Consider the following 22,041-nt stretch of genomic DNA (forward strand, 5'->3'; position numbering starts at 1 on the left):
CCCTGAGGTGTTCACAAGCGTTCTGATGATCGAGAAGCCCCTCACGTCCACCGACGTGGACTTCGTCACCACGCTCCACGGTGACGAGGGCGTCTCGTTCATCGTTCTGATGCAGCCGCGTGGTGACCAGGCCGATGTACTGCTGCGCGCCATCGACGACGTCGCGATGGGCGAACTGAAGGAGGCGGCCCGCGAGGGCGACGAGCCGGAGGGCAAGGAGGCCCGGCCGCTCGCCGAGCAGGCCCTGGAGGTCTCCCTGCAGGGGCTCAGAGCGGCGGGCTGCGAGGCCGTCGGACAGGTGGTCGAGGACCACCCCCTGGACCGGATGAAGACCGTGGTCGAGGACTCCGGGGCGGACGAGGTCATCGTGCTGACCGCCCCGCACTACGTGGAGGAGTTCTTCCACCGCGACTGGGCCTCCCGGGCCCGCCACAAGGTCGGCGTGCCGGTCCTGAAGCTGTTCGCACACAGCGACTGACCGTCACCCGGTGGAGGGGCCCGGCGCCCCGCCCGGCCCCTCCACCCCGAGCCACTAGGCTTGGCCCTCAGGCAACGAGGCCCAACGAGGCACAACGAGACACGCACCCGGGGAGAGAACCGCATGGCACCCGCCATCCCTGCCGCCATGGAACGGCCGCACTTCATCGGCATCGGCGGTGCCGGCATGTCGGGCATCGCGAAGATCCTCGCCCAGCGCGGCGCGAAGGTCGCGGGCAGCGACGCCAAGGAGTCCGCGACCGCCGAGGCGCTGCGCGCCCTGGGCGTCACCGTGCACATCGGCCACGCCGCCGAGCACCTGGCCGACGACGCCTCCGCCGTCGTCGTCTCCAGCGCCATCCGCGCCGACAACCCCGAGCTGGCCCGGGCCGCCGAGCTCGGCATCCCGGTCGTGCACCGCTCCGACGCGCTCGCCTCCCTCATGGACGGCCTCAGCGCGATCGCCGTCGCCGGCACGCACGGCAAGACCACCACCACCTCGATGCTGGCCGTCGCACTCACCGAGCTCGGCCTCGACCCCTCGTACGCCATCGGCGGCGACCTCGCGGGCCCCGGCACCAACGCCCGGCACGGCGAGGGCGAGGTCTTCGTGGCCGAGGCCGACGAGAGCGACCGCAGCTTCCAGAAGTACGACCCGAGCGTGGCGATCGTCCTCAACGTCGAGCTGGACCACCACGCCAACTACGCCTCCATGGACGAGATCTACGAGTCCTTCGAGGCCTTCGCCGCCAAGATCCGCCCCGGCGGCACCCTGGTCGTCGGCGAGCACGCGGGCGCCCGCGAGCTGGCCCGCCGGGTCGCCGGACGCGAGGGCCTGAGCGTCCTCACCGTCGGCGAGGACGAGGGCGCCGACGCCCGCATCCTGAAGATCGTCCCGAACGGGATGAAGAGCGAGGTCACGGTCTCCCTCGACGGCGCCGAGCACGTCTTCACCGTCTCCGTGCCCGGCCGTCACTACGCCCACAACGCCGCCGCCGCCCTCGCCGCCGGCTCCCGCGCGGGCATCGACCCGGCCGCGCTCGCCCAGGCGCTCACCGCCTACACCGGCGTGGGCCGCCGCCTCCAGCTCAAGGGCGAGGCCGCGGGCGTGCAGGTCATCGACTCGTACGCGCACCACCCCACCGAGATGACCGCCGACCTGGAGGCGATGCGCGGCGCCGCCGGGGCCTCCCGCCTGCTTGTGGTCTTCCAGCCGCACCTGTTCTCCCGCACCCAGGAGCTGGGCCGGGAGATGGGCGAGGCCCTGGCGCTCGCGGACGCGTCCGTGGTCCTGGACATCTACCCGGCCCGGGAGGACCCGATCCCGGGCATCACCAGCGAGCTGATCGTCGCCGCGGCCCGCGCGGCCGGCGCCGACGTCACGCCCGTGCACGACAAGGCGGCCGTCCCGGACGTGGTCGCGGGAATGGCGAAGCCCGGCGACCTGGTTCTGACCATGGGCGCGGGCGACGTCACCGACCTGGGCCCGAGGATCCTGGACCGGCTTTCGCAGTAGGGAGCGCACATCATGGCGTACGAGGTCGAGAAGACCGACGAGGAATGGCAGGCCCAGCTGACGCCGTCCGAGTACCAGGTGCTGCGGCTCGCCGGCACCGAGCCGGCCTTCCGCGGCGAGTACACGGACACCAAGACCAAGGGCGTCTACAGCTGCCGGGCGTGCGGCGCCGAGCTCTTCACGTCCGAGGAGAAGTTCGAGTCGCACTGCGGCTGGCCGTCCTTCTACGACCCGAAGGACAGCGAGGCGGTCGAGCTGGTCGCCGACACCTCGCACGGCATGATCCGCACCGAGGTCCGCTGCGCACGCTGCGGTTCCCACCTCGGACACGTCTTCGAGGGGGAGGGTTACCCCACCCCCACCGACCAGCGGTACTGCATCAACTCGATCTCGCTCCGGCTGGAGCCGAGCGAGAGCTGAGCCCCCGCACGGGCACCAGCACCAGCACCACCCGAGCCGATCGGCGCGCCCCGCGCCGGTCGGCTCAGCCGTTTCCGGCCACGGAATCCCCGCCGTCCGGACCGCCGCCGCCCGTACCGCCGTCAGGGCCGCCGTCCGCCGCCCCGCAGACCGGGCACAGGCCCCGGTAGGTGACCTCCACCGCCGTCACCGTGAAGCCGAAGCGCTCCGCCGCCGGCAGGCCGTCCAGGAGGTCGCCCTCGGGGTGCACGTCGCGGACCGTGCCGCAGCCCGCGCAGACCAGGTGCTGGTGGGCCGTGTGGGCGTTGGGGTCGTAGCGCTTGGCGCGGCCCACGCTGGAGACCTCGATCACCTCGCCGAGCGAGACCAGCTCGCCCAGCGTGTTGTACACCGTCGCGCGCGAGATCTCGGGCAGTCTCGCGGTGGCGCGGGCGAGCACTTCGTCCGCGGTCAGGTGGATGTGCTCGCCGTCGAGGACCTCGGCGACCACGCGCCGCTGGGCGGTCATCCGCCAGCCGCGTCGGCGAAGCCGTTCCAGCAGGTTGCTCATGGTCACCAGCCTTGCTGCGCGAGTCGTGCGGCGCGAGAAATCCGTATGAGTCCGGCTGTCATCTTGACTTGGACTCCGTCCAGCATAGGATCGACTCCAGTAGTAGCCAAGAGGGTGCAAGCCGGAATGGTGCGGAAGGAAAGCCCGATGTCTGAGCAGAATCACGATCCCCTCGTCACCGAGGACGAGACGGCGGCGGAAGCCAAGGGCGGCTGCCCGGTCGCGCACGGCCGCGCTCCCCACCCCACGCAGGGCGGCGGCAACCGGCAGTGGTGGCCGGACCGGCTGAACCTGAAGATCCTCGCCAAGAACCCGGCGGTGGCGAACCCCCTCGGCGAGGAGTTCGACTACGCGAAGGCCTTCGAGGCCCTGGACCTCCAGGCCGTGAAGCGGGACATCGCCGAGGTCCTCACGACCTCGCAGGACTGGTGGCCGGCCGACTTCGGCAACTACGGCCCGCTGATGATCCGCATGGCCTGGCACAGCGCCGGCACCTACCGGATCAGCGACGGCCGCGGCGGCGCCGCCGGCGGTCAGCAGCGCTTCGCCCCGCTGAACAGCTGGCCGGACAACGCGAGCCTGGACAAGGCCCGCCGCCTGCTGTGGCCGGTCAAGAAGAAGTACGGCAAGTCCATCTCCTGGGCCGACCTGATGATCCTCACGGGCAACGTGGCCCTGGAGACCATGGGCTTCAAGACCTTCGGCTTCGGCGGCGGCCGCGTCGACGAGTGGGAGCCGGACGAGGACGTCTACTGGGGCCCTGAGACCGAGTGGCTGGGCGACGCCCGCTACAGCGGCGACCGTGAGCTGGAGAACCCGCTCGCGGCCGTCCAGATGGGCCTCATCTACGTCAACCCGGAGGGCCCCAACGGCAACCCGGACCCGATCGCCGCGGCCCGCGACATCCGCGAGACCTTCGGCCGCATGGCGATGAACGACGAGGAGACCGTCGCCCTCATCGCCGGTGGCCACACCTTCGGCAAGACCCACGGTGCCGGCCCGGCCGACAACGTCGGCGCCGACCCGGAGGCCGCGCCGATGGAGCAGCTCGGCCTCGGCTGGAAGAGCTCGTACGGCACCGGCGTCGGCAAGGACGCCATCACCTCCGGTCTGGAGGTCACCTGGACCGAGACGCCCACCCAGTGGGGCAACGGCTTCTTCAAGAACCTCTTCGAGTACGAGTACGAGCTCACCAAGAGCCCGGCCGGCGCCCACCAGTGGGTCGCCAAGGACGCCCCGGAGGTCATCCCGGACGCGTTCGACCCGGAGAAGAAGCACCGCCCGACGATGCTCACCACCGACCTGTCGCTGAAGCTCGACCCGATCTACGGGCCGATCTCCCGCCGGTTCTACGAGAACCCGGAGGAGTTCGCGGACGCCTTCGCCCGCGCCTGGTACAAGCTCACGCACCGCGACATGGGCCCGGTCGTGCGCTACCTCGGCCCCGAGGTCCCCAGCGAGGAGCTGCTCTGGCAGGACCCGCTGCCGGCCGCCACCAGCGAGCCGATCGACGCCGCCGAGGCCGCCGCCCTCAAGGAGCAGATCCTCGCGTCCGGCCTGTCGGTGACCCAGCTCGTCTCCGCCGCCTGGGCCGCCGCGTCCTCCTTCCGCGGCAGCGACAAGCGCGGTGGCGCCAACGGTGGCCGTATCCGTCTGGAGCCCCAGCGCAACTGGGAGGTCAACAACCCGGACGAGCTCGCCCAGGTCCTGCGCGTCCTGGAGGGCGTCCAGGAGTCCTTCAACGCCAAGGGCGGCAAGCAGGTCTCGATCGCCGACCTCGTGGTCCTCGCGGGCTCCGCGGCCGTCGAGAAGGCCGCCAAGGACGCCGGCGTCGACATCGAGGTGCCGTTCTCCCCGGGCCGCGTCGACGCCTCCGCCGAGCAGACGGACGTCGAGTCCTTCGCCGCCCTGGAGCCCACCGCGGACGGCTTCCGCAACTACCTGGGCAAGGGCCACCGCCTCCCCGCCGAGTACCTGCTCGTCGACAAAGCGAACCTGCTCACCCTCTCCGCCCCGGAGATGACCGTCCTGGTCGGCGGTCTGCGCGCGCTGGGCGTCACCCAGCCGCAGACCTCCCTCGGTGTCCTCACCGAGACCCCCGGCAAGCTGACGAACGACTTCTTCGTCAACCTGCTCGACCTGGACATCGCGTGGAAGTCCACCACGGACGACCAGTCCACCTTCGAGGGCCGCGACGCCTCCGGCGCGGTCAAGTGGACCGGCACCCGTGCCGACCTGGTCTTCGGCGCCAACGCCGAACTCCGCGCCGTCGCCGAGGTCTACGCCTCGGACGACGCCAAGGAGAAGTTCGTGACGGACTTCGTCGCGGCCTGGGCCAAGGTCATGGACCTGGACCGGTTCGACCTGCGCTGAGTGTTCCTCGGCCGGTGAAGCACCGGTGAGCGGGCCCCGGGCGGTTCCTCCGCCCGGGGCCCGCTCGCGTGTCCCTGACAGAATGGGGCGCCGCAGAGGAGAGGAAGAGGAAGACCCGATGGTGCAGCTCAGCCCCGACGAATTGGCCGCCGAGTTCCAGGAGGCGGTCGTCGAGCTCTACTTCGCGCGCAAGCGCATCGCGAACCTGGAGGCCGAGAACACGGCCCTCCGCGCCCGCCTGACCACCGTGCCGCCGCAGGAGATGCCGGCCGAGCTCGCCCCCGCGGCCGCCGAGCACGGCCCCGCCGCCGACCCGGCCGAGGCCGGCGGCGAGCAGTGGTTCTCCGGCGGACAGGCCCCCGGCGAGCCGGGGCAGTAGCACCACCGGCCCACCGGGCCCGTCACCGCCGGGCCCGGGCCGGGGCGGGCGCCGTCAGTGGACGGACAGCCCGCCGTCCACGAAGACCGCCTGCCCCGTGACGTACGCGGAGGCCGGGCTCGCCAGGAACACGGCGGCGCCCTCGAAGTCCTCCGCCAGGCCGTTGCGTCCGATCATCGTCCGGGCGGCCAGCGCGGCGACCCGCTCGGGATCGGCGGACAGACGCTCGTTCAGCGGGGTCATCACGAACCCGGGCACGAGGGTGTTCACGGTCACGCCGTACGGGGACCAGGCCTCGGCCTGCGAGCGCGCCAGCGACTCCAGGCCGCCCTTCGACACCCCGTACGCCCCCGACTGGACGAAGGCGCGGTGGGCCTGCTGGGAGGTCACGTGGATGATCCGGCCGAAGCCCCGATCGGCCATTCCGGGCCCGAAGCGCTGCCCCAGCAGGAACGGCGCCTCCAGGTTCACCGCCATCGTCCGGTCCCACACCTCGTCGGTGAGGTCGGACAGCGGCGGCCGGAGGTTGATCCCGGCCGAGTTGACGAGGATGTCCGGCTCACCGCCGAGCGCCTCCACGGCCGCTTCCGCCGCCGCCCGCACGCCCTCCCGGCTGCCGAGGTCCCCGCTCACCCAGGCTGCCGTGCCGCCGAGCGCGGCCAGCTCGTCCACCGTCTCCTTCAGCTCGGCCTCGCGCCGCGCCACGATCACGACGGACGCCCCGGCCCGGGCGAGCGCCCGGGCGATGGCCCGCCCGATGCCCGAACTGCCGCCGGTGACGAGGGCCTTGCGCCCGGAGAGAGAGAACAGCTCGTCCAGATAGGCCATTACAGACTCTCGCAACCGTCGACGAACGCGCTCCAGGCGGCCGGCGCGAGCGCGAGCTGCGCGTCCTCGGGCCGCTTGGAGTCCCGCACGTGGACGGTGGTGGGGCAGGCGGCGACCTCGACGCAGTCGTCGCCGGATCCGCCGCTGTAGCTCGACTTGTGCCAGGAGAGGGCCACTTCCACGCAGTCGCCGCTGCCGCCGCTGCTGTAGCTGCTCTTGAACCAGGCCAGGTCAGTGGTGCTCATGTCGCTCCTCGCATCTGCCGCAACAGGCTCTGGGAGTCTTCCAGGGTAAGAGCCTGTGACCGCATCCTGGCATACCGCATCTGGAGGATGCCGACGACTTTGGCGTCGGAGATGAGCACCCCGCTTTCCTGGCCCTCGGAGTACGCGTACCAGCGGTTCTCGGCAGTCTCAAGTAACCGCATGGACCCATCGAGACCCGCGTGATGACCCCGACTCTGCTCCATCACCTGGATCTCGACGTTGCGGCGCTCGGACATCTTCAGAATGTGCTCGATCTGCTGCCGGTGGACCTCGGGGCCGCCGGTCTCCCTCCGCAGCACGTGCTCCTCGATGATGAAGCTGTACGCGGTGTTGACCCGGTCGGTGAGCAGCTTCTGCCGCTTCACGCGGGCGACGAGATTCTCCTCGATTTCCGCGTCGCCCATCGGCGGCAACTGCCCCTCGAACAGCGTCCGCTGATAGCCCTCCACCTGGAGCAGGCCGGGTACGAGTCGGTTCTCTACGTGTAGAGGCACAGCGCCTTCGCCTCCTTCTCCGCCCACCGGCGGAACCAGTTCGCCAGGCCCGGCTCGCGCGAGAGGTGCTTCGCGGCACCCTTGATCACCCCGAACGCGTCGAAGAACTCCTCCGACCGGTCCACGAACTTGGGCGACGGGAACCGCCGCCCCTGTTCGACGGACGAGACCGTCTCAACGGAGTACCCCACCTGCGGGGCGAACTGCTCCTGCGTCAGCCTCGCCCGCTTGCGGAACGCCTTGACCACCTCCCCGAACGCCTTCAGGCTGTCCGAGGTCTCCGGCTCCGCGTCGCCGTCCGTCATCACGCACCTCCCTCGTGCTTGGTGCGCACATCGTCACGGGCCGTGATGAGTACTGTCTACCCTCCGAGGTCGTACGCTTGCGGAGCGTACGAGTTTCTGACCTGGGGGCGGGCAGCGAAAGTCGCCACATTGACCCCATGACTCCCCCTCAGACCCGCGAAGAGCCGGTCACCGTACGTGTGTTCACCCAGCGCTTCTCCTCCACCCCGCGCGGCGCCCGACTGTCCCGGCTGCTCGCCCAGCACCAGCTCGACCGCTGGGGCCATCCGCACGACGGCGCACTCTCCGCGACCGTTGCGCAGATCGTCGCCGAGCTCGCCGCGAACGCGGTGACCCACGGGCGGGTGCCCGGCCGGGACTTCCAGCTGACGCTCTCGTACACCCCGGGCCGACTGCTCGCCGTGGACGTCTCCGACACCCGCGCCGAGCGCCGGCCCGCGCTGCTCGCCCCGGCCTACCTGTCCGACTCGGGGCGCGGACTGCTCCTCGTCGACGCGCTCGCGAGCCGCTGGGAGATCCTGGACCGCGTGCCCGTGGGCAAGACGGTCCGGGCCGAGCTCGACCTATGAGCGGCGCTCGCCGCGCTCGCGCGGCAGCAGACCCTGGTCCGAGACCGGGCCGAGGTGGCCTAGCTTGTCGGGGTTGGTGAGGGAGTGGACCGCGCCCACCCTGCCGTCCTCGGCGAGGGACAGCTCGACCACGCTGAGGACCCGGTCCTCGGCGTCGTAGAGGACCACGCCGGGCGCGCCGTTGACCCACGCCGGGCGCATGGTCGCGCCGAGGGCGCGCAGCCGGCGGAAGCCGGCCACGAGCAGGGCCGCGGTCTGCTGCGGGTCGTGGACCGTGCGGCTGATGGCCTGCGCCTTGCCGCCGCCGTCGCCGTGGAAGACGACGTCCGGGGCGAGCATGCCGAGCAGCGCGTCGAGGTCGCCGCCCTCGGCGGCGGTGAAGAAGCGCCGGGCCAGCTCGTCGCCCTCGGCCCGCCGCTCCGGGGCGTGGGCGGGGCGGGTGGTCGCGTCCGCCGGGATGCGGCGGCGGACGCGGGCGACGATCTGGCGGCAGTTCGCCTGGGACTTGCCGGTCATCCGGGCGATCTCGCCGTACTCGTGGCCGAAGACCTCGCGCAGCACGAACACCGCCCGTTCCATCGGCGAGAGCGTTTCGAGCAGCACGAGCAGGGCCGTCGAGATCGCGTCGGTCAGCTCGGCGTGCTCGGCCGGGCCGCCCGGGGCGTCGGCGAAGGCCACCAGCGGCTCGGGCAGCCAGTCGCCGACGTACGTCTCGCGGCGCACCCGGGCCGAGCCGAGGTGGTTGATGCTGAGCCGGGTGACGGCGGTGGTCAGATACGCCTTGGGCGCGGTGATCGTCGTGCCCGCCCGCTCGGCCTTGGTCATCCCGAGGAAGGCGTCCTGCACGAGGTCCTCGGCGTCGCCGACGGAGCCCGTCATGCCGTACGCGATCGAGAAGAGCAGCGGCCGGTAGCTCGCCGCCGCCGTCTCCACCGGAGTCCCCGCCGGGGTCCGTACCGGGGTGTGCGCCATTTTTTCTCTCCTCCGTGTCACAGCGCGGGGACGTCCTCTGTCCAAGAGGGCGACAACGGATCGGGACGTCTCCGGAAGAGAGTGAACCCCATGAACATCGCGCTGTGGATCGTGACCGGACTGCTCGCCGTCGCCTACTTCCTCGGCGGCAGCTACAAGTTGATCACGCCGAAGGAGAAGATCACGGCCGGCGGGCCCAACTGGGCCTGGGCGGAGAGCTTCCCGCCGGCCGGCCTCAAGGGCATCGGGGCCCTGGAAGTGCTCGGTGCCCTCGGCCTCGTCCTGCCGGCGGTGCTGGACATCGCGCCGGGGCTGGTCCCGGTCGCGGCCACCGGGCTCGCGCTGATCATGGCCGGAGCGGTGGCCGTGCGCCTGCGCCGCCGCGAGGTCGCCATGACGGCCCTCGACCTGTTCTTCCTGGCGCTGTTCGTCTTCGTCGCCTGGGGCCGCTTCTAGTCCTCCCTGCCCTCCCCGCCCTCCCCGCCCGCCGCGCGGCAGCGCAGCAGCTCCAGCGGCGGGTTGGCGGCCAGGTCGTCCCAGAAGCCCGCGGGGTGGGCGCGGCGGCCGGCCTCCGAGACCTCCAACGGCGCCCACTCCAGCCTTCGGAAGCCGGCCGCCCGCAGCGCGTGCTCGTAGACCTCGCGGCGCGGGGCGGCGCCCACGAAGGAGATCGGGGGGTCGAGCAGCGCGGTGATCCGCACCCGCGGCCCGGTCTCGATCTCCTCGCCGGTCGCCTCGCACAGGAAGCCGTACTTGGCGAGGGACGGGCCGTCGAAGCGGAAGTCGGGCGACTGGCAGAGGACGAGGAACTCCCCGCCCGGTACCAGGTTGCGGTGCACGCCGCGGCACATGCGCTCCATCGCGGCCACGTCCGGCGCGTAGTTGAGCAGCTGCACCCCGAGGGCCAGGTCGTATTTCCGCTCCAGGTCGCCGAGTTCGGCCACGTCGCCGACCGCGTAGCGCAGGCCGAGCGGCTCGGCCTCCTCGAAGGCCCGCGCGGCGGCGACCATCTCGCCGGAGATGTCGACGCCGAACACCTCCGCCGCGCCGCGCCGCTTCAGCTCCCGGCTGTAGAAGCCGGTGCCGGAGGCCAGGTCGAGCACCGTCTTCCCGCGCACGTCCCCGACCAGGGACAGGAAGCTCGGCACCTCCCCGTACCGGGCCAGCGGCAGGGACTTGAAGCCCTCGAACGCCTCGCCGATCTCGTCGTACTGCTGCCGTACGCTCATGGTGTGCCTCCCCGTGGTCGGTGACGCCGAAGCCGACGCCCGCCGCTGCGCCCGACGGCTCCCGCCGGGCCGCGTTCGGCAGTCTCTCCAAGGTCCGGCCCCTCGCCGTACGGGAGGAACGCACGAAGATCGGGGGGTGCGGCCGGGGGATGTCACATTTCCGCGGTCGCGGTCCGTCCGGTTCTCGTCGGACGATGCGAACGGAGAAAGCGAGGCATCGCGATGAGCGAGACGCACACCATCCTGGTCACCGGCGGCACCGGCACCCTGGGCCGGCTCGTCACCGAGCGGCTGCGGGCGGCGGGGCACGAGGTGCGGGTACTGAGCCGCAGCGCCCGGCCCCACGCGGTCGACCTGCGCAAGGGCGGGCCCGGCCTGGACGCGGCACTGGCCGGCGTCGACACCGTCGTGCACTGCGCCAGCAGCCCGCGCGGCGGCGACGAGGACGCCGCCCGCAACCTGGTGGCGGCGGCCGTGCGGGCGGGGGTGACCCATCTGGTCTACATCTCGATCGTCGGCGTCGACCGGGTCCCGCTGCCCTACTACCGGGCCAAGCACGCGGTCGAGCGGATCGTCGAGCGGTCCGGCATCGGCTGGACCGTCCTGCGCACCACCCAGTTCCACGACCTGGTCCACCAGGTCCTCGCCACCCTCGCGAAGTCCCCGGTCATGCCGGTCCCGTCCGGCGTCGCCGACCAGCCCATCGAGGTCGCCGAGGTCGCCGACCGGCTCGCCGCCCTCGCCGTCGGCGCACCCGCCGGCCGGGTGCCCGACATGGGCGGCCCCGAGGTGCGCGACTTCGCCGACCTGGCCCGCGCCTACTTCGCCGCGACCGGCCGCCGCCGCCCGCTGCTGCCCGTACGCCTCCCGGGGAAGACCTACCGGGGCTTCGCGGCGGGCGGCCACCTGGCGCCCGAACGGGCCGTGGGGAAGGGCACGTTCGAGGACTTCCTCGCGACCAGGCCCGCGTAGGCGCCCCGCCGCCGGCGGGCGGGGCGCCGCTCAGCGGAAGGTGTGGACGACCTCGATCGTGCCGACGATGTGCGCGTTGAACTCGTCCAGCTCCTCCGCCGGGACCCACAGCTCCAGGATCGTGCGGCCACCGGCCTGCTGGACCGGGTAGCGGGCCAGGAAGGCGGTGTCGACCTCGAAGCGGGTCACGTACCCCACGCCGCTGTGCCGCACGTTCCAGTCGCGGGCGATCCGGATCGCGTAGTCCTCGTTGAGGACCGGGTAGAAGATCGGCTGCTCGGGCAGCCGGGGCGGCCACGCCTTCCACTCCAGGGCGCGCACCAGCTCCAGCTCCTGCGGGCCCGTGGGGCGCCAGAGGGTCGTGGTCGCGCGGCGGCTGCTCATGGTCTCGCTCTCGGGTACGGGTACGGGGCCGGGGTGTCGGTCCGGGCCGGTACGGATACGGGGAGTCGTGACCGTACCGGCCCGGGGGCGGGCCGGACCAGCGGGTTTCCGGGGCTCAGACCGACCCCAGGGCCTCCGTCGGGGTCAGGCGGGCCGCGCGGGAGGCCGGGTAGAGGCCGGCCGCCGTGCCGATCAGAGCGGCGGCGGCCACGCCCGCGAGCAGGACGTCGACCGGCAGGACCAGCGGCCAGTCCTGGGAGACCGACCAGGCGGCCGTGACCAGCGCCCCGAGCAGCACCCCGGCCGTGCCGCCCGCGCCCGACAGGGCGACCGACTCGGCGAGGAACTGCAGCCGGATCTGGCCGCGGCCCGCGCCCAGCGAGCGGCGCAGGCCGATCTCCGGGCGGCGCTCCAGGACCGAGATCACCATCGTGTTGGCCACCCCGACCCCGCCGACGAGCAGCGCCACCGCCCCGAGGCCCAGGAAGAGCGAGGTGAACGCCGACTTCGCGGCCAGCTGCGCCTCCAGGGCGTCGGAGGGCCGGCTGACCCGGGCGTCCTGCGGGTTCTCCGGGTTCGCGGTGGCCGCGAGGACCGCGCGGACCGCCTCCACGGACTCGTCCGGGGAGCGCTCGTACACCGTCGTCGGATGCCCCTCGAAGCCGAAGAGGCTGGTGGCGGCCTCCCAGCCGATCAGCGCCGAGCGGTCGATCTCGGGCGCGAGCGCCACCGGATCGAGGATGCCGATCACCGTGAACCATCGTTCGCCCAGATAGACCTGACGGCCCGTCCGTTCGATGCCGAGCCGCTGCGCGGCCACCGCGCCGAGCACGACCGCCGGATAGCGCCCGGTCGCCGCGTTCAGGAACTCGCCGTCCCGGACCGTGCCGCCGACCGTGCCGAGCAGGTCCGTGCGGGCCGCGGCGACCCCGATGCCGCCGCCCGCGAGCGGGTCGATCCGGTCGGTGCGGCGCACCGTCACGCCCGGCAGCGCGCCCGTCCCGGTCACGGACTCGACCGGGCCGATCCGGCCCACCATCTCCACCGCGTCCTTCGGCAGCCGGGCCTCCTCGCCGAACAGGTCGCGTCCGGGGGAGACCGTGAGCAGATTCGTGCCCAGGCGGCTGATCCGGTTCATCAGCTCGGCCTGGCCCGCGTTGCTGATGCCGAGCACGGCGACCATCGCGGCGATGCCGATCGCGATGCCGAGCGCGGACAGCACCGCCCGGGTCGGCCGGGCCCGCATGCCCACCAGGCCCACCCGCACGACGTCGGCGACCGGGAGCCGCGCGGGCCGGGGGAGGGGCGTGGTGGCGCCGGCGGGGCCGTGGGCGGTGGCCGCGCCGGGACCGGCGGGCGTACGGGGGCTCACCCGGCCACCTCCAGGGCCGAGTCCGCGCGGATCCGGCCGTCCAGGACCTCCACCCGGCGCGGCAGGCGCGCGGCGAGCCCCGGATCGTGGGTGATGACGACGATCGTCGTGCCCCGCGCGTTCAGCTCGCGCAGCAGGTCGAGCACCCCGGCCCCGGCCGCCGAGTCGAGGTTGCCGGTCGGCTCGTCCGCGAGGATCACCGAGGGGCGGATCGCCACCGCCCGGGCGATCGCCGTCCGCTGCCGCTCGCCGCCCGACATCTCGTGCGGGCGGTGGTGCAGCCGGTGCCCGAGGCCCACCTGGCGCAGCGCCGCCTCCGCGAGCGCGCGGCGCCGACGGGCCGGGATGCCGTGGTAGAGCAGGCCCTCGGCGACGTTGTCGACGGCCGTGCGGCCCGGCGACAGGAAGAACTGCTGGAAGACGAAGCCGATCCAGCGCGCCCGCACCGCCGAGATCTGACGGTCGCTCAACTCGGCCACGTCGTGCCCGCGCAGCAGCACCCGCCCGGTGGTGGGGCTGTCCAGGGTGCCCATCAGGTGCAGCATCGTCGACTTCCCCGAGCCCGAACGGCCCACGACCGCGAGGAGTTCGCCCTCCCGTACGGTCAGATCGGCGTCCCGCAGCGCGCGCACCCCGCCGGGATACGTCTTGGAGACCCCTTCCAGGGTGATCACGGGCTCGCTCATGCCAGCGGGACCTCCACCTTCATGCCCTCGCGCAGCCCCGCGCCCGAGACCTCCACCCGGCCCTGCGCGAACACCCCGAGCGTCACCGGCACCAGCCGCCCCTCCGGGGTCTCCACCGCGTAGCCGCCCTCGGCGAGGGCGAGCAGAGCCGGCACCGGCACCGCGAGCACGTCCTCGCGCCGCTCGCTGGTGAAGTCCACCTGCACCGGCGCCCCGTCCAGGGTGCCGACGTCACCGGGCTTCGCCAGCGTCACCTCCACCGGCACCGTCGCGTCCGCCGCCGACCCCGAAGCCCCGCCGCCCCCGGCCCCGTCGGCACCCGCCGTCCCCGACGGGCGGCCCTCGCCGGACCGCGACGCCGAGCGGGCCACCGTGCCCACCCGGGACACCTTGCCGGACGTGGTCCGCCCGCCCGGCAGCCGTACGGTGACGGGCGCCCCGGCCCGCGCGAGCTGCTGGCGGCCCACCGGCATGTCCACCGTCACCACCCGGCGGGTGGAGGACAGCCGCAGCAGCGGGTCCTCCGCCGGGGCGCCGACGATGCCCGGGATCTCCGTCACCCGGACCGCGTCCGGCTGCACCAGGACGTCCCCCGGCACCACCTTCCCGGTCCGCTCCAGGCCGCGGGCCTCCTGCCAGTCCCGCACCGCCTCCGCCGTCCCGGACGTGAAGTCTCCGTCGTCGGCCAGCTCCGGGCCGTACCCCAGCGCCTTCAGGTTCCGCTTCAGGACCCGCACGTCCGGGCCGTCGTCCACGCCCTCCTCCAGCGTGCGGTAGAGCGGGGTCGCGCCGAGGAACAGCGGGACGTCCACGCCGTCGACCGCGTACGCCCGTCCGCCGCGCGCCACCGTCGCGCCCACGTCCGGCAGCCAGGTCACGATGCCGCCGCCGCGCGGGGCGCTCACCGTGTGGTCGCCCGCGTAGCCGAGGGTGCCGTCGATCCGCTCGCTCTGCACCAGGTCGGTGCGCACCACCGGCGCCGTGCCGGTGCGCGGCCCGGCCGCCGGCGCCTCCGGCCGGTCGTCGCGGCCCGCGAGCACCACCCCGCCGGCCGCGACCGCGCCCAGGACCACCACCGCCGTGCCGAGCAACAGGCTCCGGCGGCCCCGGGACCGGGTCCGCGACCCGTCCGCCGGCTCCGCCCCGTCGAGCACCGGCGCGGGCACGGCTCCCGGCACCGGCGAGGTCTCCGCGTCCGTCATCGGACCGACGCCCGGCACTCGGTGATCGCTTCCCGCGCCTTCGGGTCGTTCGCCGCGCCGCTCAGCTGGAGCGGCTTGCCCGGCTCCGGATCGGCCACGTCCAGGCCCTTCTCGCGCAGACAGCGGGCCAGCCGCACCGCCTTGTCCTGCGCGGAGGCGTCGGTGTTCTCCTTGCCGCCCGCGCCGAGCAGCCCCTGGCACGCGGCCAGCGCCTCCTGGGTGCGGGCGTCGCCCTTGGTGCCCGGCGGCAGCTGCACGTTCTCGTCGCCCGGCGCCGGGTCGGCGACCTCGACGCCCTTCTCGCGCATGCAACGCGCGAAGGCCACCAGCTGGTCCTGCCGGGTGCCGCCCGGCGAGGCCGAGGCGCTGCCGGAACCCGCCGAGGCGGACCCGGCGGAGGCGGACGCGCCGCCGCCGTTGCTCGCCACGCCCGGCGCCTCCGTGCCGCCGCCCCCGCAGGCCGTCGCCAGCAGCGCGAGCGCCGCCACGGCGAGCCCTCCGCGCAGCCGGAGGCCGTACGCCCGTCCCGGCACCCGACCGGGATCCCCGCCCGGGCCCCGCCGGGGGTCCTGTCCTCGTCGCCCGGTGGACGTCCGCGTTCCGCCCGTCATGTGCGCTCCTCTCCTCGGGCCGTTGCCGTGGTGACAGATCTACCGAGGGCGGGGTTGCCGGGCCGTCTCCGGACCCGCATACCTTGACGAAACATCGCGCCGGGTATCACGGAGAACCCCGGCGGGACGAAAGGACGTGCGCACATGCGGGTACTGGTGGCCGAGGACGAGCGGATGCTGGCCGAACTCGTCGCGGAGGGCCTGCGGGCCCACGGCATGGCCGTCGACGTGGCCCTGGACGGAGACGCCGCCCTCGAACGCCTCGCCGTCAACGACTACGACGTGCTCGTCCTCGACCGCGACCTGCCCGAGGTGCACGGCGACGAGGTGTGCCGGCGGGTCGTGGCCTCCGAGGCCCGCACCCGCACCCTCATGCTCACCGCCGCCGGACAGACCACCGACCTTGTCGCCGGACTCGCGCTCGGCGCCGACGACTACCTGGGCAAGCCCTTCGAGTACCCCGAACTCGTCGCCCGCGTCCAGGCCCTGGCCCGGCGCGCCACCCGCGCCCTGCCGCCGGTCCTCGAACGCGCCGGGATCACCCTCGACGTGCCCCGCCGCCAGGCCTTCCGCGACGGGCGCTATCTGCGCCTGTCGCCCAAGGAGTTCGCCGTCCTCGAAGTGCTCCTCGCCGCCGAGGGCGCGGTCGTCTCCACCGAGGAACTCCTCGAACGCGCCTGGGACGAGAACGCCGACCCCTTCACCAGCGCCGTCCGCATCACGATGAGCAAACTGCGCTCCAAGCTCGGCGAGCCGCAGCTCATCGAGACCCTGCCCGGCAGCGGCTACCGCATCTGAGGACGGCCGCCGATGGCTCCCCTTCCCCGACCGGTCCCGCGGCCGTTCCTCCGGCCGTTCCCCCGGGCCTTCTCCCGGCTCTTCCCCCGGGCGTTCCCGCGGCGCGGGCAGCGGTCGCTGCGGCTGCGCCTCACCGCCCTCTACAGCGGCCTCTTCTCCGTCACCGGCCTGCTGCTCCTCGGCCTCACCTACGTGCTCTTCCGCGAGCGCCTGACCGGCACCACCGTCCTCGTCCTGCCCAAGGACGCGCCCTACGCCGACGCCGCGCCGTCGCTGTCCAAGACGCAGATCGCCGCCCTCGCCGACCGGCTCCGCGCCGACGCCCTCGACCAGCTGCTCCTGATGTCCCTGCTGGCCCTGGTCGTCATGCTGGTCGCCTCCGTCGCCCTCGGCTGGCTCGTCGCCGGGCGCGCCCTGCGGCCCCTGCACACCATCGCCGCGACCGCGCAGCGCCTGTCCGCCGCGACCCTGCACGAGCGGATCGGCCTCACCGGGCCCGACGACGAGCTCAAGAACCTCGCCGACACCTTCGACGCCCTCCTCGACCGGCTGCACGCGGCCTTCGAGGCCCAGCGCCGCTTCGTCGCCAACGCCTCCCACGAGCTGCGCACCCCGCTCGCGGTGCAGCGGGCCGCCATCCAGATCCGGCTCGGCCGGGCCGGACCGGACGACCTGCCGCGGATCCAGGAGGAGCTGCTCGACACCAACCGGCGCAGCGAGCGCCTCATCGAGGGCCTGCTCACGCTCGCCACCAGCGACCGCGGGCTCGACCGGCGCGAGCCCGCCGACCTGGCCCGGATCGCGGCCGAGGCCGTCGAGCAGCACCGGCCCGCGGTCCAGGAGGCCGGCCTGCGGCTCGACCTCGACCTGCGGCCCGCGCCGGTGCGCGGCGACCCGGTGCTGCTGCACCAGCTCGCCGCCAACCTGGTGCAGAACGCCACCCGGTACAACGTGCCCGGCGGCACGGTCCAGGTCTCCGTCGCCCCGGCCCCGCCGCGCGGGCGCGGGGAGGGGGGAGGGGGAGGAGCCGGAGGGGACGGGGCCGGGCGCGGGGTGCTCGTGGTGCGCAACACCGGCCCCGTGGTGCCGCCGGAGGAGGCCGACGGCCTGCTCGAACCCTTCCGGCGCCTCTCCCGCGCCGGGGACGGCGCCGGTCTCGGCCTGTCCATCGTCCGCTCCATCGCCCAGGCGCACGGCGGCACCGTGACCCTCACCGCCCCGCCGGACGGCGGTCTGTGGGTCCGGGTCGAGGTGCCCGCGTGAGCCGGACGGCCGGCTCACGGGCCGGGGTGCGGCCCGGTTTACGGCCCGGTTTACGGCCCGGTTTACGGGGCGGCTCACGGCACGGCCTACGGGGCGGGCTTGCCCTTCGCCGCGAGCGCGGCCGCGATGGCGGCGGCCTTCGCGCTCCCGGGGGCGGCGGGTGCGGTCGCGGGTGCCTGCGCGGCCGGGGCGGGGGCCGGCGGGCCGGTGGGCGCCGGTGCGTCGGTGTAGGCCTCGGCCTGGAGGGCGAACAGCCGCGCGTACGAACCGCCCAGCCGCATCAGCTCCGCGTGCGTGCCCCGCTCCGTCACCCGCCCGTCCTCGACCAGGACGATCAGGTCCGCGCGCCGCGCGGTGGAGAAGCGGTGCGAGACGTAGACCGTGGTGCGGCCCGCCGCCAGCTCGCGCAGCCGGGCGAACAACTCGTGCTCGGCCTCCGCGTCGAGCGCCGAGGTCGGCTCGTCGAGCACGAGCAGCCCGCCCTCCCGCATGAACGCCCGGGCCAGCGCGATCTTCTGCCACTCGCCGCCGGACAGCTCCACGCCCGTGTCGAACCACTTGCCGAGCGCCGTCCCGTACCCCTGCGGCAGCCGCTCCACCAGCCCGGCCGCCCCCGCCCGGCGGGCCGCCGCCTCGACCCGCGCCCGGTCCTCCAGACCGGACAGGTCGCCGAGCCCGATGTTCTCCGCGACCGTCGCCTGGTACGTCACGAAGTCCTGGAACATCGCCGCGACCTGGCCGCGCAGCGCCTCCGGGTCCAGCTCGCGGATGTCGGTGCCGTCGAGCAGGATGCGGCCCTCGTCCGGCTCGTACAGCCGGCAGAGCAGCTTGATCAGGGTCGACTTCCCGGCCCCGTTGCGCCCCACCACCGCGAGCGTCGCCCCGGCCGGGATCTCCAGGCTCACGTCCCGCAGCGCCGGCCGCTCGGCGCCCGGGTAGCGGAAGGTCACGTGCTCCAGGACCACGTGGCCGCGCACCGGGCCGGGCAGCGGCCGACCGCCCGACGCGGCCGGCGGGACGGCCAGCAGCTCGTACAGCTTGCGCAGGTAGAGGTGGTGCTCGTACATCCCGGACGCCCCGCCGAACATGCCCTGGACGGCCGCCGTGACGGCGGTGGCCGCCGAGGTGTAGAGGATCAGGTCGCCCAGGCTCAGCCGGCCGCGCACCGCCTGCACCGCCACGTAGAGATAGGTCGCCGCCCCGGCCAGCGTGGTGAGCAACGACCAGGCGTTGCCGACCAGGTGACGTGCCGTCACCACCCCGCGCAGCTTGCGGTACGCGGCGGCGCCGAGCAGCCGGAACCGCTCGGTCAGGAACGGCGCGAGGCCGAGGACCTTGACCTCCTTCGCGTACGCGTCCGTCGACACCAGCCGCGACAGGTACTCCATCCGGCGCCGGATCGGCGAGGACCACAGCGCCACCTGGAAGCCGCGCATGCCGTAGCGCGCGTCGGAGACGAAGGCGGGCACCGGCGCCAGCAGCGCCACCAGCGCGACCAGCGGGCCCAGACCGAAGAGCAGGCCCACCATGCTCGCGAAGGTCACCGTGTGCTGGAGCAGTGTGAACGCGCCGCCGATCATCATCACCGGCCGGGTCGACGCCTCCTGCTGCGCCTGCCGCAGCAGGTCGTAGGAGGCCGAGTCCTCGAAGAAGGACAGCGGCAGCCGGCCCGCGTGCTCCATCACCTTCGTCTGCACGCCCTGCGTGGTGCGCTCCTGGAGCAGCTGTTGCGCGATGCTCCGCACCGCCGTCGCCAGCGCGCCGAGCGCGAACACCGCGCACTGCACCCCGGCGAGCAGGGCGAGCGCGCCGAGCGTCGTGGACGCGGGCGGGTGCCAGGTGAACCCGGGCAGCTCCAGGGTGAGTTCGATCCGGTCCGGACGGCCGGACGCGTGGATCGCGGCGCCGCGCACCACCGTGTCCACGAGCAGCCGGGCCGTCATCGCGACGGCCGCCGGGACCAGGCCGACGAGCACCGTGGACAGCGCGAGCGCCACCGTCAGGCCCCGGCTGGTGCCCCAGACCAGCCCGAGCACCCGGCCGAGCCCGGACACCGTGCGGGCGGTGGCGAGCCCGGCCGCCCGCAGCCGGCGGGCCGGGCCGCCGCCCTCGGGCCCGGTCCGCGCGGTGGGCGGGCCCTCGCCCGGCTCGGGGAAGTCGACGGGCCCGCTGAGCCCGCTGCCGCCGCCGCGCGCCGCCTCCCTGGACGTGAACACCATCTGCCGCATCAGCGGCCCTCCTTCCGCACCCCTGCCCGGGCGCTTCTTCGCGCCCGGGCCACGATCCGGACCCCGGCCCGGGTCCGGCTCCGACCTCCGACGACAGGACGTGATCCGCGATGGACCCCATGGACGCGACGGACGCGATGGACCCGAGGGACTCGATGGACGCAACGAACCCGGTGGGCCCGGCGGACGGTTGGGACCCGGTGGACCCGGTGGACCCGGTGGACCCGGTGGACCCGGCGAGCGCGGCACCCGGGGCGGGCCGGGCGACCGGTCTGCCGCCCCTCATCCCGCGCTCCGTGCTCTTCGGCAACCCGCACCGCATGAGCCCCGCGCTCTCGCCCGACGGCGAACGGCTCGCCTTCCTCGCGCCCGCCGCCTCGGGCGTGCTCAACGTGCACGCCGGGCCCTGGCGCGACCGCGCGTTCCGGCAGGTCACCGCCGACGCAGGACGCGGGGTCCGGGCCTTCGCCTGGTCCGCCGACGGGCGGCACATCCTCTACGTCCAGGACCGCGACGGCGACGAGAACACCCACCTCTACGCCGTCGACCCGGACGCGCGGGACGGCGCCGGGGCGCGCGACCTCACCCCGTACCCCGGCGTGCAGGCCCGGATCGTGTCGGTGGACCCGCGCCGCCCCGACCGCCTGCTCGTCGGGCTCAACCTCCGCGACCCGGCCGTGCACGACGCCTACCGGCTCGACCCGGCCACCGGCGCGCTCGAACTCGCCGCCCGTGACGCCGGGTTCAGCCGCTGGGTGGCCGACGGCGAGCTGCGCGTACGGGGCGCGCTGCGCCCGCACCCGGACGGCGCCGTCAGCCTCCTCGTCCGCGACACGGAGACCGACCCGTGGCGCGAACTCCTGCGCGCCGGACCGGAGGACGCCCCCGCCCTGCGCCCCTTCGGCTTCGAGAGCGACGGCCGGCACCTGCTGCTGCTCTCCTCGCAGGACGCCGACACCGCCCGGCTCCTCCGGGTGGACAGCGTGACCGGGCGGCGCGAGGTGCTGTACGCCGACCCCGCGTACGACGTCGACGGCGTCGGCGTCCGGCCGGGCACCGGAGAGGCGCAGTTCGTGCTGGTCCGGCGCGAGCGCAACGACCTGGAGGTGCTCGACCCGGCCCTCGCCGAGGACTTCGCCGCGCTGCGCGCCGCCGCGCCCGGCGACGTCACCGTCCTCGGCCGCGACCGCGCCGACCGGCACTGGCTCGTCCAGCACAACACCGACGACGCGCCCGCCGGTTACCGGGTGCTGCACCGGGCCCGGGACGGTGCCCCGGCCCGTACCGAATACCTCTTCAGCCACCTGCCCGCCCTCGACGGGCAGCCGCTCGCCCGCGTCGAACCCTTCCGCTTCACCGCCCGCGACGGGCTCACCGTGCACGGCTACCTCACCTTCCCGCCGGGCGCCGGCCGCCACCGGCTGCCGACCGTGCTCTGCGTCCACGGCGGCCCGTGGACCCGCGACCAGTGGGGCTTCCGCGCCGAGACGCAGTGGCTCGCCAACCGCGGCTACCTCTGCGTCCAGGTCAACTTCCGCGGCTCGACCGGCTACGGCAAGGAGTTCACCCGGGCCGGCGACCGCGAATGGGGTGGCCGCATGCAGGACGACCTCCAGGACGCGGTGCGCCACTGCGCCGCCCGCGGCCACACCGACCCCGGCCGGGTCGCCGTCTTCGGGGGCTCCTACGGCGGCTACGCGGCCCTGGCCGGGGCCGCCTTCACCCCCGCCGCCTACCGCTGCGCGGTCGCCGTCGCCGCCCCCTCCTCGCTGCTCACCTTCATCGAGTCCGTGCCCGCCACCTGGGGCCCGATGGCGGCACTGCTGCGCCGCCGGGTCGGCTCCCCGGAGACCGAAGCGGACTTCCTGCGGGCCCGCTCGCCGCTCTTCGCCGCCGACCGCATCCGCATCCCGCTGCTCGTCGGCCAGGGCGCGCGGGACCCGCGGGTGCGGCGCGCGGAGTCGGAACAGCTCGTCGCCGCGCTGCGCCGGAGCGGCGTTCCCCATGAGTACCTGCTCTTTCCCGACGAGGGACACGGATTCGTCCGGCCCCGGAACCGGCTGGCGTTCTACGCGGCGGCCGAGCGCTTCCTGGCGGAGCACCTCGGCGGCCGGTACGAGGAGTAGGGGAGGAAGGGACGGAGGGGG

General features: G+C 74.1%; 22 protein-coding genes and 1 pseudogene. 11 read left to right on the forward strand and 12 right to left on the reverse strand.

Features of this window, described 5'->3' with window-relative positions:
* Positions 1–7: 7 nt before the first annotated feature.
* The 3 genes from ACIGW2_RS20120 (at position 8) to msrB (ending at position 2,413) form a co-directional block, all read left to right on the forward strand.
* The gene (locus ACIGW2_RS20120) at positions 8–478 is read left to right on the forward strand and encodes an indole-3-glycerol phosphate synthase (protein ID WP_356069815.1); all 471 of its coding nucleotides are present in this window, start codon (positions 8–10) and stop codon (positions 476–478) included.
* A gap of 123 nt (positions 479–601) precedes the next feature.
* Positions 602–1,993, forward strand: coding sequence for a UDP-N-acetylmuramate--L-alanine ligase (murC, locus tag ACIGW2_RS20125; RefSeq protein WP_391653452.1), 1,392 nt, complete (start codon positions 602–604; stop codon positions 1,991–1,993).
* Positions 1,994–2,005: 12 nt separating this feature from the next.
* Positions 2,006–2,413: a peptide-methionine (R)-S-oxide reductase MsrB gene (gene msrB / locus ACIGW2_RS20130; RefSeq protein ID WP_361580968.1), complete on the forward strand. Its 408-nt coding sequence runs from the start codon at positions 2,006–2,008 to the stop codon at positions 2,411–2,413.
* A 64-nt stretch (positions 2,414–2,477) separates the two neighbouring features.
* Here the strand turns inward: msrB and ACIGW2_RS20135 are convergent, their stop codons facing one another.
* A complete protein-coding gene (locus ACIGW2_RS20135; RefSeq protein ID WP_391653451.1) occupies positions 2,478–2,963 on the reverse strand; it encodes a Fur family transcriptional regulator in 486 nt (161 codons plus the stop codon).
* 147 nt (positions 2,964–3,110) lie between these two features.
* On the opposite strand from ACIGW2_RS20135, the gene katG reads away from it, so the two are divergent.
* Complete coding sequence (katG, locus tag ACIGW2_RS20140; RefSeq protein ID WP_391653450.1) at positions 3,111–5,336, forward strand: catalase/peroxidase HPI; 2,226 nt, start codon at positions 3,111–3,113, stop codon at positions 5,334–5,336.
* 118 nt (positions 5,337–5,454) lie between these two features.
* The gene (locus ACIGW2_RS20145; protein ID WP_399844793.1) at positions 5,455–5,715 is read left to right on the forward strand and encodes a hypothetical protein; all 261 of its coding nucleotides are present in this window, start codon (positions 5,455–5,457) and stop codon (positions 5,713–5,715) included.
* Between the two features lie 54 nt (positions 5,716–5,769).
* On the opposite strand, the gene ACIGW2_RS20150 is transcribed toward ACIGW2_RS20145, so the two are convergent.
* From ACIGW2_RS20150 to ACIGW2_RS20160, 3 genes and pseudogenes are all read right to left on the reverse strand, one after another.
* Positions 5,770–6,543 (reverse strand): SDR family NAD(P)-dependent oxidoreductase, encoded by a 774-nt coding sequence (locus tag ACIGW2_RS20150; RefSeq protein WP_399844929.1) that lies wholly within the window; start codon positions 6,541–6,543, stop codon positions 5,770–5,772.
* Positions 6,543–6,788 (reverse strand): DUF397 domain-containing protein, encoded by a 246-nt coding sequence (locus tag ACIGW2_RS20155; protein WP_399844795.1) that lies wholly within the window; start codon positions 6,786–6,788, stop codon positions 6,543–6,545. Before ACIGW2_RS20155 ends, ACIGW2_RS20150 begins: the two co-directional genes overlap by 1 nt.
* Positions 6,785–7,608 (reverse strand): annotated as a pseudogene (locus ACIGW2_RS20160) (helix-turn-helix domain-containing protein). Before ACIGW2_RS20160 ends, ACIGW2_RS20155 begins: the two are co-directional and overlap by 4 nt.
* Positions 7,609–7,745: 137 nt before the next feature.
* Here ACIGW2_RS20160 and ACIGW2_RS20165 point away from each other — a divergent pair.
* Positions 7,746–8,177 carry an ATP-binding protein gene (locus ACIGW2_RS20165; RefSeq protein ID WP_399844797.1) on the forward strand — a complete coding sequence of 144 codons (432 nt, stop codon included), beginning with the start codon at positions 7,746–7,748 and terminating at the stop codon, positions 8,175–8,177.
* Here the strand turns inward: ACIGW2_RS20165 and sigJ are convergent.
* Positions 8,172–9,149, reverse strand: coding sequence for an RNA polymerase sigma factor SigJ (gene sigJ / locus ACIGW2_RS20170; RefSeq protein WP_399844800.1), 978 nt, complete (start codon positions 9,147–9,149; stop codon positions 8,172–8,174). The two genes, ACIGW2_RS20165 and sigJ, sit on opposite strands and share 6 nt — an antisense overlap.
* A 90-nt stretch (positions 9,150–9,239) precedes the next feature.
* On the opposite strand from sigJ, the gene ACIGW2_RS20175 reads away from it, so the two are divergent.
* A complete protein-coding gene (locus ACIGW2_RS20175) occupies positions 9,240–9,605 on the forward strand; it encodes a DoxX family protein (protein WP_392173600.1) in 366 nt (121 codons plus the stop codon).
* Here the strand turns inward: ACIGW2_RS20175 and ACIGW2_RS20180 are convergent.
* A complete protein-coding gene (locus ACIGW2_RS20180) occupies positions 9,602–10,378 on the reverse strand; it encodes a class I SAM-dependent methyltransferase (RefSeq protein WP_391653443.1) in 777 nt (258 codons plus the stop codon). The genes ACIGW2_RS20175 and ACIGW2_RS20180 overlap by 4 nt on opposite strands.
* Positions 10,379–10,600: 222 nt before the next feature.
* On the opposite strand from ACIGW2_RS20180, the gene ACIGW2_RS20185 reads away from it, so the two are divergent.
* Positions 10,601–11,350 carry an SDR family oxidoreductase gene (locus ACIGW2_RS20185; RefSeq protein ID WP_391653442.1) on the forward strand — a complete coding sequence of 250 codons (750 nt, stop codon included), beginning with the start codon at positions 10,601–10,603 and terminating at the stop codon, positions 11,348–11,350.
* 30 nt (positions 11,351–11,380) lie between these two features.
* Here the strand turns inward: ACIGW2_RS20185 and ACIGW2_RS20190 are convergent, their stop codons facing one another.
* The 5 genes from ACIGW2_RS20190 to ACIGW2_RS20210 all read right to left on the reverse strand — a co-directional run bounded on the left by ACIGW2_RS20190 (position 11,381) and on the right by ACIGW2_RS20210 (position 15,527).
* The gene (locus ACIGW2_RS20190) at positions 11,381–11,734 is read right to left on the reverse strand and encodes a hypothetical protein (protein WP_399844804.1); all 354 of its coding nucleotides are present in this window, start codon (positions 11,732–11,734) and stop codon (positions 11,381–11,383) included.
* Positions 11,735–11,849: 115 nt separating this feature from the next.
* Positions 11,850–12,980: an ABC transporter permease gene (locus ACIGW2_RS20195; RefSeq protein WP_399844931.1), complete on the reverse strand. Its 1,131-nt coding sequence runs from the start codon at positions 12,978–12,980 to the stop codon at positions 11,850–11,852.
* A gap of 122 nt (positions 12,981–13,102) precedes the next feature.
* On the reverse strand, positions 13,103–13,792 hold the full coding sequence (locus tag ACIGW2_RS20200) for an ABC transporter ATP-binding protein (RefSeq protein ID WP_399844806.1): 690 nt from the start codon (positions 13,790–13,792) through the stop codon (positions 13,103–13,105).
* A complete protein-coding gene (locus ACIGW2_RS20205; protein ID WP_399844808.1) occupies positions 13,789–14,994 on the reverse strand; it encodes a peptidoglycan-binding protein in 1,206 nt (401 codons plus the stop codon). The genes ACIGW2_RS20200 and ACIGW2_RS20205 overlap by 4 nt, the downstream gene beginning before the upstream one ends.
* Positions 14,991–15,527, reverse strand: a complete 537-nt coding sequence (locus ACIGW2_RS20210; RefSeq protein ID WP_391653438.1) for a hypothetical protein — start codon at positions 15,525–15,527, stop codon at positions 14,991–14,993. The genes ACIGW2_RS20205 and ACIGW2_RS20210 overlap by 4 nt, the downstream gene beginning before the upstream one ends.
* Positions 15,528–15,749: 222 nt before the next feature.
* On the opposite strand from ACIGW2_RS20210, the gene ACIGW2_RS20215 reads away from it, so the two are divergent.
* Together ACIGW2_RS20215 and ACIGW2_RS20220 are read left to right on the forward strand one after the other, a co-directional pair.
* On the forward strand, positions 15,750–16,403 hold the full coding sequence (locus ACIGW2_RS20215; RefSeq protein ID WP_399844811.1) for a response regulator transcription factor: 654 nt from the start codon (positions 15,750–15,752) through the stop codon (positions 16,401–16,403).
* Between the two features lie 12 nt (positions 16,404–16,415).
* Entirely contained in the window at positions 16,416–17,666 is a 1,251-nt protein-coding gene (locus ACIGW2_RS20220) for a sensor histidine kinase (protein ID WP_391653437.1), read from the forward strand.
* An 86-nt stretch (positions 17,667–17,752) separates the two neighbouring features.
* Here ACIGW2_RS20220 and ACIGW2_RS20225 read toward each other — a convergent pair whose 3' ends face one another.
* Entirely contained in the window at positions 17,753–19,894 is a 2,142-nt protein-coding gene (locus ACIGW2_RS20225; protein ID WP_399844813.1) for an ABC transporter ATP-binding protein, read from the reverse strand.
* 110 nt (positions 19,895–20,004) lie between these two features.
* Between ACIGW2_RS20225 and ACIGW2_RS20230 the strand changes: the two genes are divergently transcribed.
* Positions 20,005–22,020 carry a S9 family peptidase gene (locus tag ACIGW2_RS20230; RefSeq protein WP_399844815.1) on the forward strand — a complete coding sequence of 672 codons (2,016 nt, stop codon included), beginning with the start codon at positions 20,005–20,007 and terminating at the stop codon, positions 22,018–22,020.
* Positions 22,021–22,041: the final 21 nt, after the last annotated feature.

This window comes from Streptomyces sp. NPDC053541 (assembly GCF_044544705.1).
Classification (GTDB): Bacteria; Actinomycetota; Actinomycetes; order Streptomycetales; family Streptomycetaceae; genus Streptomyces.